The organism is Gordonia sp. PvP123, assembly GCF_040547295.1.
GTDB classification, from domain to species: domain Bacteria; phylum Actinomycetota; class Actinomycetes; order Mycobacteriales; family Mycobacteriaceae; genus Gordonia; species Gordonia terrae.
Genome location: NZ_JBEPPN010000002.1, coordinates 567,627 through 581,777, shown reverse-complemented (window position 1 = coordinate 581,777; position 14,151 = coordinate 567,627). Strand labels below are relative to the sequence as shown.

Sequence of the window (14,151 nt, the reverse complement as noted above, 5' to 3'; positions counted from 1 at the left end):
GAACAAACAAGGGGCGGCCAACGAAAAACCCGGTCTCCACTCCCCGCCATCAGACCCTCTCAGGCCCTCCGGGGCGGCGCCGTGGCTCGCTGACTTGAAGAAAGTTACGCAACGGGATCGCCGGGGTCAAATCGCCTGTTCGCCGCCCGTCGTACTCGCCATCCGTGCAGGTCACAGCTCATCGGTCGGCGCCGAAATGCGCTGCCGCGCGGACAAACCGACGAATCACAGCGATGTGACGTGCGTCGCAAACCATCCTTTTGGTCAGGTCATCACCCCCTCTCGGGCAGTTATGCGCAGGTCAGGACGCTCTTACCGTCGACACATGACCGCGATCGATCTGGCAACGACCCCCACCACCACGTCTGTCGACGCGTCGCCGGCACTCCGACCCCCACCGCGTGTTCGCCGATCTCCGCTTGTCCCCTCGGGCTTCACACGTTGTGGTCTCCTCTCCTGGCGTCGGCAGGCAGGAATCCTGCACATCGCCCATCCCTTCGACGAACGCAGCATCTCCGATGCGGTGGTGGTCGACGGACTCGTGGCTCTCGTCGAAGCCGGGCTGCTGGCCGGCCAGGAGCAGTTCGAGTCGGCGGCGATGGGCATCATCCGCACCTCGGCGGCCACGTCCGACGATGCCTGGTCGGCCTTCTACGACAACTCGCTGCGCGAACTGCGTACGGGCGCATCGGCATTCGCGCCAGTGCACGAGCGTGCGCGCAGGCTCATCTCCGGCCGGACCGTCCTCGAGGTCGGATCGTGCTTCGGCTTCTTCGCCCTCGCGTGCGCTGTGGACGGCCTCCGGGTCTCCGCCTGCGACATCTCACCCGGAGCGGTGTCGCTGCTCTCCCGCGCTGCGCGCCGGCGCGGTCTGCCCGTCGCCGCGTCGGTCGGGAACGCGACCGCCCTCCCCTACGCCGACCAGTCGGCCGACACCGTCACCCTCATCCATCTACTCGAGCACCTCGACCCTGCAGGCGCGCACACCGCGATCGGCGAAGCGCTGCGGGTCGCCCGCCGACGCGTGATCATCGGTGTGCCGTTCGAGGACGAACCGAGTCCGCACTTCGGCCACCTGGTCCGACTCACCGAAGACGACCTGTACGACTGGGCACGCGCGGTCCCGCACGCCGAGGCCGAGGTCGTCGTCGATCACGGCGGCTGGCTCGTCCTCACCCCCGCACACTGACCCCGAACGGGGCACCGCCTCAGATCAGCCCGCGCTTGCTGGCGATGTACACCGCATCGGTCCGCTTGGACACACCTAGCTTGCGAATGATGTTGCGGATGTGGAACTTCACGGTCGACTCCGAGATGTAGAGCGTCTCGCCGATCCGCTTGTTGGACAGTCCGTCGGCGAGCAGCCGGAGCACCTCACGCTCCCGGTCACTGAGTGCCTCGGACGGCTCGTTCTCGCCTGACACCGCACGCAACACGACTGCCGCGCTGCGTGGGTCGAACGCGCTGCCGCCGCCGGACACGGCCTGGATCGCGCGCACGAGTTCGGTCGTGTCGACGTCCTTGACCACGTACCCCCGGGCTCCCGCCCGCACGGCGCGCACCACCAGGTCATCGTCGAGGAACGTCGTGAGCACCAACGCCGCGACCTCCGGGTGGCGCTGCGCGATCTCCTTGATGAGACGCAGGCCCTCGTACTCGGTGCCGGCGGACAGCTTGAGGTCGACGACCACGACATCAGGACGGTGCGCGTTCACCTCGGCGAGCGCGGCGTCGGCCGAACCCGCCTCCCCGACCACGTCGACCACGTCTTCGCGCTCCAGCAGCGACCGCATGCCCTGGCGCAGCAGAGCGTGGTCGTCGACGAGCAGTGTGCGGATGGGACGTCTGATGGCGTTGCCGCTCAACCGAACTCCTTTGTTTCGAGCCGACCGTCGGCGTTGGCGGTGCTCACCGTGTCGAACGGGAGCGTTACGGCGACCCGGATCCCGCCGATGCGCGACCGGCGGATCCGGAGCTCGCCCCCGAGTTCGGCGGCGCGATACGACATGTTCGCGAGGCCGCGGTGCCGACCGGCCGTGAGATCGCCGAGCGACGCGGTGCGCATCACCCGGCGCAGATGCTCGGGGTCGCCGACGCCGTCGTCGTCGACCGACAGTCCGACGGTGCCCGCCGAATAGGTGAGCGTCACGGTGACCTGGTGGGCGCGGGCATGGACGGCGGCGTTGAACAGCGCCTCGCCGGCGATCCGCAGGAGGGCGTGCTGCACCTCGTCGGCGAGCTCACGCGACCGGCCCCGAACGTGGACGGCCGTCCGCAGGTCCGGGGGCATGTGCAGCGAGCACAGTTCGGTCAGGACGTCGCGGACACTCGGCGACGGTGCGTTCGTCGCGTTGTTGAGCGCGTAGATGAACGACCGCAATTGTTCGACGGCCTCCTTGGTCAGCCGGCCGGCCATCTCCAGGCGATCGAGCGCGGGGCCCTCGACGAGGTCGCGGCACAGTTCGATCTGCACGCCTGCCGACAGCACCGACTGGGTCACCGAGTCGTGGAGTTCCCGGGCGATCCGGGCGCGCTCCTCGTTGAGCACGGTCGCCCGCATCGCGGCCGACAGCTCCCGCTGGGTGCGCTCCAGTTCGGTGTTGCGCTTCGCCAGTTCCGTTGCGTGGCGGTCGGTCTCGGAGAACAGCTCGGCGTTGAGCAATGCGACGATCGCCTGGCTGGCCAGGATGCGCAGGACGACCAGGTCGGTGGGGTCGACCAGTCGACCGACCGGTGTCCAGGCCGACAGTCCCCCGACGACGCTGCCATCGAGTTCGACCGGCACGTGAACGTGGTCCTCCTGCAGGATCGCGCCGTGCAGGACGGTCTCGTGCCCGCGCAGGATGTCGTTGAGCCGGTTCAGTACCTCGTCGGGCAGGTCGTCGGGGGCGGCGGCCCGTTCGGATCCTTCGAAGGCGTAGAGCCGGCCGCTGCCCGCGCTGATGAGGTGACGCGGGGCCGATTGTTCCAGCCGCCCGTCCGCGAGCGCGAAGACGACCCAGTCCGCGCCGAGGTGGTCGCGGGCTGCCTCGACCACCGCGATGACCAGCGCTTCGGGGCCTTCGGCTGTGCGGACGAGAGCGCGCGAGATCCGCTCGAGCGCACCGACCACGCGGCTCAGCCGCGCCTCGACGCCGCGAAGCGCCGCGTAGTGACTCCCCTTGACACTGCGGAGTCCGACCAGGCTGTCGAGGTCGGCCTGTTCCGGAAGAGCGCTCCGCTCGGGTGACGGACCGGTCATCAGAGCGCTTCGGCGTAGAGGTCCCGGATGCCCGCGGCCTGCGGTCGCCGCGGGTTGGTGGTCATGCACGAATCGGCCAGCGCGTGGGTGGTGAGGCGGTCGAGGTCGGTGGTGCGCACGCCCAGCGGTTCGAGCGATGCCGGCATGCCCACCCGGGCGCCGAGCGCGGCGACGGCGTCGGCGAGCCGGTCGGCGACGGTCCGGGCGTCGCCGGAGGTCTCGACCCCGATGGCGTCGGCCAGGTCGACGAATCCGTCCGCACACACGTGGGCGTTGTACCGGATCACGTGCGGCAGCAGGACGGCGTTGATCGCACCGTGCGGGGCGTCGCAGTGCCCGCCGACCGGGTGACTCATCGCGTGGGTCGCGCCGAGGATCGCATTGGTGAACGCCATCCCGGCACGCAGCGCGGCCAGCGACATCTCCTCGGCCGCCACTGCGTCCCGCGGGTCGTCGACGAGCCGCTCGAGATGCGTCCATACCCCGCGGATCGATTCCAGCGCAAGCGAATCCGTGAGACGTCCATGTGCGAGCGAGACATAGGCCTCGACGCAGTGGGTCAGCACGTCCATCCCGACCTGAGCGGTGACCTCGGCCGGGGCGGTCATCAGCAGGGTCGGGTCGCTCACCGTCACGTCCGGCACGAGCGACCGCCCGATGATGGTCACCTTCGTGCGCCGCTCGGCGTCGTTGATGATGCAGAACTGGGAGACGTCCGCGCCGCTGCCGGCCGTTGTCGGCACCGCGATGAGCGGCGGGAGTGGGCGCCGGGCGCGGTCGATTCCCTCGTATTCGAGGATGTGACCCCCGTTGGCGGCCAGCACGGCCACCCCTTTGGCGGCGTCGATCACCGAGCCTCCGCCCAGGGCGACGAGTCCGTCGGCGTCGTGCGCCTTGTACGCGAGAAACGCGGCCGCGACCTCGCCGGACCGCGGGTTGGGCGACACATCCAGGTAGGAGGCCGCATCGAGGCCGCCGGCCCGCAGCCCGGCAATCAGCTGCGCGTACCAGGGTGTGCGTTCCAGACAGCGGTCGCTGACCACGAACGGCCGGCGCATCCCGAGTCCCGCCGTCGCGACCGGCACCTCCCCGAACGCGCCCGGTCCCAGGACGATCTCCGGCGTGTGGAACTTGGCGACCTGGCCCGATGTCCGCCGGCGCGCATCACCCAGCATCCGACCTGCCTCTCGTCCTCTGCCCCGATCACAACCACCACACCGACCGTCCCGGCTCACCGGTACCCCGACGCTACCCACCTCATCTGAGCGCCGCACCCAACTCGTCGCAGCGCGCGAGCATCTCGGCACCGTCTCGAACGCTGACGACACCACTGCAGTGTTCGGCGTAGTCGGCCATCGCGCAGCCGGATTGCGACCAGTACCGTTCGGGTTCCGGTGTGATCCAGGCGATCCGATGCGACCGGCGGCCGACCTCGGCGACGAGGTCGACACGTGGGTCGAGTCCGTTGCTGCGCGCGTCCCCGACGACGAGCACCGACGTCCGCCTGCTGATCAGGTCCCCGAAATCGCCCAGCAACTCGCCGAACATCCGCCCGTAGTCGCTCGTCGCGGCGAGATTTAGACCGTCGGCGGCGAGCACCGCCGCGAGAGCCGAGTCGGCCGCCGCGGTCCGCAGGGCGGTCGTGACGCGCACCGGCCGATCGACGAACGCGACGACCTCACATCGGTCGCCGAAGCGGTGCAGTGTCTGTGCCAGACGCAGGATGAACCCGGTGACCGGGCGGACCGACAGCGAGACGTCGACGAGTACCAGCATCCGGACCGGACCGGGCCGCCTGCGGCGCCGCCACAGTTCGGCGGGCACGCCGTCGGTCGCGACCGCCGCGCGCATGGTCGCGCGGATGTCGAGGGCGCCGCGGTCGACCGGGCGGACCACCCGGCGCGGTGCGCCGCGCATGCGCTGGATCAGCCGGTGGCAGGCGCGATCGATCACGGCCTGGTCGACGTACCCCTCGGCCGGCCGGTCGGACCCGGACACCGCCTCGACGCCGCCGTCGGCGTCCAGCCGGGCAACCAGCGCATCGACAAAGGCACCGAGTGCGCGTTCGAGTTCGGCCCGCCGGGCCTCGCCGAGATCCTCGTTGCCGTCGGCGCCGTATGCCTTGCGCGGATCGTAGGCGTCGAGCGCAGCGAGGATGGCGTGGGCGCCGGTCAGCCCGAGCGGCCGGCTCGAGACCCGGGCCGCCGATCCGGTCAGCTCGCCGACGGTCGCCGAGTCGGCGATGTCGACCTCGACCGTGTACGTCACTCCCCCACCGGTCGTGCCGCCGTCCGGGTCGACGCCGAGCTGTTCGGCGCCGGCCGACACGCTGAAGTCGTTCTCCTCCCGGTGAGCGCTCTCGGCGTCACGGTGCGCGGCATCGGGATCATCGGCCATCAAGTGGCCGATCTCATCGGTGTGTTCGTCGGCCCCTATCTGGCGGGCAGCGCCCTCGAACTCGTCGTCCCAGACCACGTCGTCGGGCAGATCAGCCGCGACGCCACGGACCCGGGGAAGGTCGTCCTCATCCGGCTGATCGGGGTCGGCGCCGAGGAAGAACAGTGCGAAGGCACGCTCGAAACCCGCTGTCTCATAACCGTATTTCACGCACACGCTCTGTAGCGCCGCACGCAGGACCACCGGCTCGGCGGCACCGACCATCGACAGGGTCCGGCGGATCTCGATGACCTCGGCGGGCGAGGCCGCGACCCCCGAGCTCCGCAGGACCCGTCCGAACGTGACCGCGAGCAGGTCGAGCGGGTCGGCACGCCTCGACGCGACGACCGACATCGGGGTCATCGGCCCGGGCGGCTACCCGCACTGCGGGCACGCCCGGCACCGAACGCACGGGCGGTCACCGACCCGCCGGGCGTCGTCCCGTCGACCCCGACGGGTGACCCGACCGCCGTTGACCCACCGGAGTCGGCGCCGGCGGACAGTGCGCGCCGGGCGATCTCACCGTCGGAGCCGAACTTCACGAGCAGGGCGAGCAGAGCACCGTGGTCATCCGCGCCGATCGGTCTTCCCGGTTGCCCGTCGCGTGCGCCGAGGTAGGAGGCGGCTCGCGCCGCGTCGATCACCTCTGCGATGGACGGACTCTTGCGCAACGGGAGGTCCCGGAGACGACGCGCGAGATCGACCACCTCACCGATGATCGCTTCCTCGACGTCGGGCGCACGGACCGCGACGATGTCCCGCTCGGTCTGCGGGTCCGGGTAGTCGACCTGGAAGTGCAGGCAGCGACGCTTGAGCGCCGGCGAGAGTTCGCGGGTGTCGTTGGAGGTCAGGATGACCCACGGCGACGATCGGGCGGTGAACGTCCCGAGTTCGGGGACGGTCACCTGACGCTCGGCGAGGACCTCGAGCATGACCGCCTCCATCGCCTCGTCGGTGCGGTCGATCTCGTCGACGAGCAGGACCGTCGGCGACGGCGACGTGATGGCCGCCATCAGCGGCCGGGCCACCAGGAAGTCCTCGGTGTAGACGCCGACCTCGGCGCGCGCCAGCGCCGAACTGGCGGCCGAGAGGGTCGTCTCGGCAGCGAGTTCGACACTGATCCGATCGCGCAGCATCTGCACATGGAGAAGCTGTCGCGCGTAATCCCATTCGTACAGGGCGCGCGACTCGTCGAGACCCTCATAACACTGCAGCCGGACGAGCTCGCGCCCCGACGCCGCCGCCAGCGCTTTCGCCAGCTCCGTCTTGCCGACCCCGGCCGGCCCCTCCAGCAGGAGGGGCCGGTCGAGGAGTGTCGCGAGATGGACGACGACCGCCAGTTCCGGACCGATCAGGTAGCCCTGCCCACCCAGCGCGTCGGTCAGCTCCTCCACGGACGGGAAGGAACGGCTGTCCGGGGTGTCCCGGGTGATGTCCTCGGGCGTTTCCCGAGGTGCGCAGACGTGCGTCATCGGATGTCGGACTCCTTGTCGGCCTGTGGCTCTCGGATCGGGCGGGTTCGGATCAGGCGGGTTCGGATCAGGCGGGCGGGCAGGACGGATCAGTAGCTGCCGGTGAAGGCGTGCGCCACCATCGGGATCAGCGATTCGACGGTGCTCTCACGCGGGTTGCCCGGCGTGCACCAGTCGTCCATCATGTGCTCGGCGATCGCGCGGATCTGCTTGTCCGAGGTGTCCATGGTCTCGCCGCGGCCCTCGTACTTGCCGGTGTTCATGCGGTTCTTGTCGTAGCTGCTCGTCGACAGTTGACCGAAGTTGTCCGGGATACCGAGGTCCTTGCCCAGGCGGATGGCCTCCTCGACGGCGGCGTCGGCGGCCTGGACCGTCGTCATCTTCGACGTGTCGACACCGAGCAGCGCGGCGATCTCGGCGTAACGCTCGTAGCGAGACGGCAGGTTGTACTCCCAGACGCGGGGCAGGGCGATGGCGTTGTTCAGCCCGTGATGGCTGTCGTAGAACGCGCTCACCGCATGCGACAGCGAGTGCACGAGACCGAGACCGCCGGAGTTGAACGCCTGCGCGGAGATGTACTGCGCGTACATCATCCCGGTGCGGGCCGCCAGGTTCCGCGGGTCGTACACGGCGGTGCGCAGATGGTCGCGGATCAGCTCGATCGAGTACTTGGCATTGCCCAGTGACGGTGCGAAGTCCAGACGCGAGACGTACGGCTCGCTCGCGTGGGCAAGCACGTCGAAGCCACAGAACGCGGTGAAGTGTTCGGGGCACGTGTAGTAGAGCAGCGGGTCGTCCATCGCCAGGTCGACGAGACACGTGTCGTCGAACGCCACCCACTTGTGCGGCTTGTTCATGTCCGAGGTGTCGGTGATGACGTACGCCCAGGAGGTCTCCGACCCCGTGCCGGCCGTGGTCGAGACCGCGATGTGCTTGGGGTTCTCCTTGTTGGTGGCCTTGGAGAAGCCCTCGAACTCGTTGATGTTGCGGCCGTCGTGCGCGATGACCATGCGGGCGCCCTTGGCGGCATCATGACTGGACCCGCCGCCCACCGAGATGATGCCGTCGCACTTCTCCGACTGGTAGAGGGCCGCGGCGTCCATGCAGTTGTAGTCCTTGGGGTTGGACTCCACCTGGTCGTAGAGGACGACGTCGACGCCTTGGTACTCGATCTTGCCGATCAGTTCCTCGATGATCCCGGAACCGCGCAACCCCGTGGTCATCAGCAGTGCGCGGGTCATGCCCAGATCCTTGGCCTCGACACCGAGCATGTCGTGCGCGCCGACACCCAGCTTCGCCTTCGGGAACGGGTGGAACTCCTTGATCGGGAAGTCCCAGATCTGGTTCAGCTCAATGGCCATGGTGGTGAACTCCTTGTGACGGTTGGGTCTGTCACAACGAGAATGTCGCCCAGATCACAACCGGGACAAGGGGTCCTGCCCGTACTCGACTACAGTGCACCCGGCCGGACGGGCCGGCACCTGTCCGATCGGACAGGGTTCAGTCGCGCACGCGCTCGATCTCGCCGCCGAGACTGCGCAGGATCTCCACGAAGTGGGGGTATCCGCGATCGATGTGCTCGACGTCGTGCACCTCGGTCACCCCGTCGGCGACGAGCCCGGCCAGCACGAGGCCGGCGCCGGCGCGGATGTCCGAGCACCAGACCGGCGCGCTCGACAGGCGGTCGATCCCGCGGATGACCGCGTGGTGGCCGTCGGTCCGGGCGTCGGCCCCGAGACGGACCATCTCCTCGACGAAGCGGAAGCGGGCCTCGAAGACGTTCTCGGTGATGACCGACATGCCGTCGGAGATCGCGGCCAGACCGATCGCCATCGGTTGCAGATCGGTGGGAAAGCCGGGGAACGGCAGGGTGGACACGTTGACGGCGGTGGGCCGGCGGTCGTGCCGGACCCGGAAGCCGTCGTCGAAGGTGTCGACCACGGCCCCGGTGTCGCCCAGTTTGTTCAGAACCAACTGCAGGTGTTCGGGTTTCACGCCGCGCACGGTGACGTCACCGCGGGTCATCGCGGCCGCGATACCCCAGGTCGCGCCGACGATGCGGTCCCCGACCACCCGGTGGGTCGTCGGATGCAGTCGGTCGACACCGACGACGGTCAGGGTCGAGGTGCCGGCACCGTCGATCTGTGCGCCCATCTGCTGCAGCATCACGCAGAGGTCGACGATCTCGGGCTCACGCGCGGCGTTGTCGATGGTGGTCTGTCCCTCGGCGAGCACCGCGGCCATGAGGATGTTCTCGGTCGCACCCACCGACGGGAACTCCAGCGCGATCGGAGCGCCGACCAGGGTGTCGGCCTCGGCCACCACACAACCGTGCTCGATGGTGCTCGTGGCGCCGAGCGCGCGCAGACCCGCCTGATGCATGTCGAGCGGCCGCGAGCCGATCGCGTCGCCGCCGGGCAGCGCGACGACCGCGCGATGGCACCGCGCCATCAACGGGCCGAGGACGCAGACCGAGGCGCGGAACTGACGGACCGCCGCGAAATCGGCGTGGAATTTCGGCTCGGCGGGAGCGGTGATGGTGACCGTCTCGCCATCCATCTCGACGACCGCACCCAGACCGCGGAGCACGTCGGCCATCAGCGGGACGTCGGCGATCTCGGGTGCATTGGTCAGCACGGTCGTCCCCTCGGCGAGGAGGGCCGCGGCCATGAGTTTCAGGACGCTGTTCTTCGCGCCACCCACTGCCACCTCGCCGGACAGACGCGCTCCCCCGGACACCAGAAACCGATCGCTCACGCCTGCCACCTTAACCGCCCGGGTTCGCGGCCCCCGGCCCAGTGGGTCCGACCCCGCACGTCCGAGACCGCGCGTCGGGCCACCCGGCCATCGCGCAGTACATTCGACGCATGGCGGTACACCTGACGAGGATCTACACCCGGACCGGTGACGACGGCTCCACCGGACTGAGCGACTTCTCCCGGGTTCCCAAGACCGATCCGCGCGTGGTCGCCTACGCCGACTGCGACGAGGCGAATGCCACCATCGGTCTCGCCCTGGCACTCGGCGGAGAGGTACCCGACGACATCCGAGCGGTCCTCACCACCGTCCAGAACGATCTCTTCGACGCCGGAGCCGACCTGTCCACACCCGTCGTCGAGGATCCCCAGTACCCGCCGTTGCGCATCGCGCAGGACTACATCGACGCACTCGAGCGGTGGTGCGACGCCTTCGGCGCCGAGCTGCCCGCGCTGGACTCCTTCATCCTGCCGGGCGGCACGCCCCTTGCCGCCCTGTTGCACCAGGCACGAACGGTGACCAGGCGAGCGGAACGGTCGGCGTGGGCCGCGGTGTCGGCTCATCCGGACGACACGAGCGTCTTGCCGGCCAAGTACCTCAACCGGTTGTCCGACCTGCTGTTCATCCTGTCGCGGGTCGCGAACCGCACTCGCCCCACCGCGGGAGGCGACCAGCAAGGCGCGGACACACCCGGTGACGTCAAGTGGGTTCCGGGCGGTAGCCGACAGCGGCCGGCCTCGAAGCGCGAGTCCTAGGCGCTCTTGCGCCGCTGCGATCGCGCGGACTGCCGGGATTCCAGCCAGGACTGGAACGCGGTCACCGCACCCGGGCCCATCGCCAGTTCGTAATCGTCGTCGGCCTGGCCGGCCGACTGCACCTGCAGGATGAGCATCCCGTCGAGGATCTCGGTCTCGGTCCCCTCCGGCGCTCGACGACCGGAGATCTCCATGCCCTGTCGGGCGAACGTCACGTTCGGTCCCGGTTTCAGGGACGTGAGGCGGTAGTACCGGAGCGAGTGATCGCTGTAGTGCACGGTGCCGTGCCGCCATCCCTCGTCGACCGCGGCGGGCACGGTGCGCAGCAGGACCGGCGTGCCGGCACGCCGGAGCTGGGCGAGACGAATCGTCAAGAAGGCGCACAACAGGACCGCCACCGCCAGCAGCACACTGAGCAACACGACCGCCAGCGACATCACCTACTCCTTCGTGCAGTCACCGCGTGCGGGCGAAAGCGTCGAACCCGGTAGGGCTCAAGACGGCTCGGGCTGCGCACACGCGGGACAGGGGGCTGTGATGACAAGCATGCCAGAACCTGCACATGACACGCCAAACGGCCTCGGCCGGCCATCGGATCTCTCCCGATGGCCGGCCGAGGCCGCTTGTTGAACCCAGACCGCTCGCGCGGGCCGTTCTAGCGTGAAAGGTGTTGTGCCGCAGTCAGACGCGCGTGAGCACGGTGGTACTCCGGCGAATCCGGCTCCGCCTCGTCGAGCGCGGTCTTCTCCGCGTTGACGTCGACGTCGTCGGCCCAGTCGGCAGACTCCGCCAGCACCGTCACGGCCTCGCCGGTGACGGAGAGGAACCCGCCCTCGACCGCAGCCGCACGACGGTTGCCGTTCTCCTCGACGATGACCACGAAGCCACCCGGGACCAGCTGGCCCAGGAGCGGCTCGTGGTTGGCCAGGACACCCAGCTCACCGACGGTGGTCTGCGCGATCACGAACGTGGCCTCTCCCGAGTACAGGCTCTGATCCGCGGAGACAACCTCCACGTGGAAGGACTTCTCAGCCATGGCGAATCGCTACTTTCCGCTGATCTTGGCGGCGGCGGCCTCCACGTCGTCGAGTCCACCGCAGCTGTTGAACGCCTGCTCGGGCAGGTGGTCGAACTCGCCCTTGGCGACACGGTCGAAGGCCTCGATGGTGTCGGCGAGCGGGACGACCGAGCCCTTCTGGCCGGTGAACTTCTCGGCGACGAGGAAGTTCTGGCCGAGGAACTTCTGGATACGGCGCGCGCGCTGCACCGTGACCTTGTCCTCTTCGGAGAGCTCGTCCATACCGAGGATGGCGATGATGTCCTGCAGCTCCTTGTACTTCTGCAGGATGCGCTTGACCTCGTTGGCGACGCGGAAGTGCTCGTCGCCCACGATCGACGCCTCGAGGATGCGCGAGGTCGAGGTCAGCGGGTCCACGGCGGGGTAGATACCCAGCTGCGAGATCGGACGCGAGAGCTCGGTGGTCGCATCGAGGTGAGCGAACGTGGTGGCCGGCGCCGGGTCGGTGTAGTCGTCGGCGGGGACGTAGATCGCCTGCAGCGAGGTGATCGAGCGACCCTTCGTCGAGGTGATGCGCTCCTGGAGCTCACCCATCTCGTCGGCCAGGGTCGGCTGGTAACCGACCGCGGACGGCATACGACCGAGGAGGGTCGAGACCTCCGAGCCGGCCTGCGTGAAGCGGAAGATGTTGTCGATGAAGAGCAGCACGTCCTGGTGCTTCACATCGCGGAAGTACTCCGCCATGGTCAGCGCCGAGAGAGCCACGCGCATACGCGTGCCCGGCGGCTCGTCCATCTGGCCGAACACCAAGGCGGTGTCCTGGAGAACGCCCATCTCCTCCATCTCGAGGTGGAGGTCGGTGCCCTCACGGGTGCGCTCGCCGACGCCGGCGAACACCGAGGTGCCGGAGAACTCACGCGCGATACGCGTGATCATCTCCTGGATGAGGACGGTCTTGCCGACGCCCGCACCACCGAACAGACCGATCTTGCCGCCCTTGACGTACGGGGTCAGCAGGTCGATGACCTTGATGCCGGTCTCGAGGATCTCGGTCTTGCCCTCGAGCTCGTCGAAGGCCGGCGGCTTGCGGTGGATGCTCCACTGCTCGCCGTCGCGGCCGAGGCCCGGGCTGTCGAGGCAGTCACCGAGGGCGTTGAAGACGTGACCCTTGACGACGTCACCGACCGGCACGACGATCGACTTGCCGGTGTCGGACACAGCCGCGCCGCGGACCAGGCCGTCGGTCGGCTGCATCGAGATGGTGCGCACCAGGTTGTCACCGAGATGCTGGGCGACCTCGAGGGTCAGCGTCTTGGCGACCGAGGAGAGGGCGACCTCGGCGTGGAGGGCGTTGAACAGTTCAGGAATCGAGCCCCGCGGGAACTCGACGTCGACCACGGGGCCGATGATGCGGACGACCCGCCCGTCGGCGGAACCCGCCGACTTCGCGGAGGGGGTTTCTACTGCTGCGGTCATGGTGCTTGGGTCACTTCCTCTTTATCGAAGTATGGGTTCTCGTCGATCCGGGCTCGTCTGGCGCAGACGGCTAGTTCGCCAGTGCGCTCGAGCCGCCGACGATCTCGCTGATTTCCTGGGTGATCTGGGCCTGGCGGAGCTGGTTGGCCTCGCGCGACAACGACTTGGACAGTTCCTCGGCGTTGTCGGTCGCGGCCTTCATCGCGGTACGGCGCGCGGCCGATTCCGAAGCCGACGAATCCAGCAGTGCCGCGTAGACCCGCGTCGCCACGTACTTCGGCAGCAGCGCGTCGAGCAGTGTCTCGGCCCCGGGCTCGAAGGTGTAGTTGCGCGACGGGGTGTCGTCGGACGAGTCATCGTCTTCGGAGACGACCAGCGGGGCGACCCGCCGGACCTCGGGCACCTGCGCCAGCATCGACTGGAAGCGGGTGTAGACCAGATGGAGCTCGTCGACGCCCTCGAGCTTGCCGTCACCTTCCGGACGATCGACCTCGGTGCCCGAACCGGCCTGGAAGAGATCCACCAGGAAGCTGGTCGCGGTCGCGGCATCGGAGTACTGCGGGGACTCCGAGAAGCCCGTCCACGAGTCCGAGATCTCCAGACCACGGAAGCTGAAGAACCCGACACCCTTGCGGCCCATCACGAACAGGACCGCCTCTTTGCCCTCGTCGCGCAGGAGTGCGATGAGCTCGCGGGTCGCCTTGAGCACGTTGGCGTTGTAACCGCCACACATTCCGCGGTCACTGGTCACGACCAGGATCGCGGCGCGCTTCGGGTTCTCCCGCTCGTTGAGCAGCGGGTTGTCCAGCGATCCCGAGTTGCTCGCCAGCTCCGAGAGCACGGCGGTCATCTCCTGCGAGTACGGCTTGGCCGCGGCCACCCGTCCCTGGGCCTTGGTGATACGCGAGGTCGCGATCAGCTCCTGAGCCTTGGTGATCTTCTTGGTCGACTGGACCGACCGGATGCGTGAGCGCAGCTCACGAATGCTGGCCATGA

The 14,151-nt window shown here is 68.7% G+C and carries 13 protein-coding genes; 2 read left to right on the top strand and 11 right to left on the bottom strand.

The genetic code is table 11. From position 1 onward, the window contains the following. Positions 1-325 precede the first annotated feature (325 nt). Entirely contained in the window at positions 326-1,189 is an 864-nt protein-coding gene (mftM, locus tag ABIC25_RS05490) for a mycofactocin oligosaccharide methyltransferase MftM (protein WP_354560320.1), read from the top strand. Between the two features lie 19 nt (positions 1,190-1,208). On the opposite strand, the gene ABIC25_RS05485 is transcribed toward mftM, so the two are convergent. From ABIC25_RS05485 to murA, 7 genes are all read right to left on the bottom strand, one after another. Beyond that, complete coding sequence (locus tag ABIC25_RS05485) at positions 1,209-1,865, bottom strand: MadR family response regulator transcription factor (RefSeq protein WP_354560318.1); 657 nt, start codon at positions 1,863-1,865, stop codon at positions 1,209-1,211. Beyond that, positions 1,862-3,241 (bottom strand): MadS family sensor histidine kinase, encoded by a 1,380-nt coding sequence (locus tag ABIC25_RS05480; RefSeq protein ID WP_354560316.1) that lies wholly within the window; start codon positions 3,239-3,241, stop codon positions 1,862-1,864. Before ABIC25_RS05480 ends, ABIC25_RS05485 begins: the two co-directional genes overlap by 4 nt. Next, positions 3,241-4,416: an iron-containing alcohol dehydrogenase gene (locus ABIC25_RS05475; RefSeq protein ID WP_004021265.1), complete on the bottom strand. Its 1,176-nt coding sequence runs from the start codon at positions 4,414-4,416 to the stop codon at positions 3,241-3,243. The genes ABIC25_RS05480 and ABIC25_RS05475 overlap by 1 nt, the downstream gene beginning before the upstream one ends. Positions 4,417-4,498: 82 nt before the next feature. Further along, on the bottom strand, positions 4,499-6,040 hold the full coding sequence (gene madC, locus ABIC25_RS05470; protein WP_354560314.1) for a MadC family VWA domain-containing protein: 1,542 nt from the start codon (positions 6,038-6,040) through the stop codon (positions 4,499-4,501). After that, positions 6,037-7,149 (bottom strand): MadB family AAA-type ATPase, encoded by a 1,113-nt coding sequence (locus tag ABIC25_RS05465; protein WP_248645199.1) that lies wholly within the window; start codon positions 7,147-7,149, stop codon positions 6,037-6,039. The genes madC and ABIC25_RS05465 overlap by 4 nt, the downstream gene beginning before the upstream one ends. 89 nt (positions 7,150-7,238) lie before the next feature. Then, positions 7,239-8,510: an NDMA-dependent methanol dehydrogenase gene (mdo, locus tag ABIC25_RS05460; RefSeq protein ID WP_004021262.1), complete on the bottom strand. Its 1,272-nt coding sequence runs from the start codon at positions 8,508-8,510 to the stop codon at positions 7,239-7,241. A 139-nt stretch (positions 8,511-8,649) separates the two neighbouring features. After that, on the bottom strand, positions 8,650-9,906 hold the full coding sequence (murA, locus tag ABIC25_RS05455) for a UDP-N-acetylglucosamine 1-carboxyvinyltransferase (RefSeq protein ID WP_064571519.1): 1,257 nt from the start codon (positions 9,904-9,906) through the stop codon (positions 8,650-8,652). A gap of 110 nt (positions 9,907-10,016) precedes the next feature. Here murA and ABIC25_RS05450 point away from each other — a divergent pair, with 110 nt between their 5' ends. After that, positions 10,017-10,661 carry a cob(I)yrinic acid a,c-diamide adenosyltransferase gene (locus ABIC25_RS05450; protein WP_248645198.1) on the top strand — a complete coding sequence of 215 codons (645 nt, stop codon included), beginning with the start codon at positions 10,017-10,019 and terminating at the stop codon, positions 10,659-10,661. Here the strand turns inward: ABIC25_RS05450 and ABIC25_RS05445 are convergent. From ABIC25_RS05445 to ABIC25_RS05430, 4 genes are all read right to left on the bottom strand, one after another. Then, positions 10,658-11,098, bottom strand: coding sequence for a DUF2550 domain-containing protein (locus ABIC25_RS05445; RefSeq protein ID WP_004021259.1), 441 nt, complete (start codon positions 11,096-11,098; stop codon positions 10,658-10,660). The two genes, ABIC25_RS05450 and ABIC25_RS05445, sit on opposite strands and share 4 nt — an antisense overlap. A 218-nt stretch (positions 11,099-11,316) precedes the next feature. Beyond that, entirely contained in the window at positions 11,317-11,697 is a 381-nt protein-coding gene (locus ABIC25_RS05440; protein ID WP_004021258.1) for a F0F1 ATP synthase subunit epsilon, read from the bottom strand. 9 nt (positions 11,698-11,706) lie between these two features. Then, on the bottom strand, positions 11,707-13,155 hold the full coding sequence (atpD, locus tag ABIC25_RS05435) for a F0F1 ATP synthase subunit beta (RefSeq protein ID WP_004021257.1): 1,449 nt from the start codon (positions 13,153-13,155) through the stop codon (positions 11,707-11,709). Between the two features lie 70 nt (positions 13,156-13,225). Next, the gene (locus ABIC25_RS05430) at positions 13,226-14,149 is read right to left on the bottom strand and encodes a F0F1 ATP synthase subunit gamma (RefSeq protein ID WP_004021256.1); all 924 of its coding nucleotides are present in this window, start codon (positions 14,147-14,149) and stop codon (positions 13,226-13,228) included. Positions 14,150-14,151: the final 2 nt, after the last annotated feature.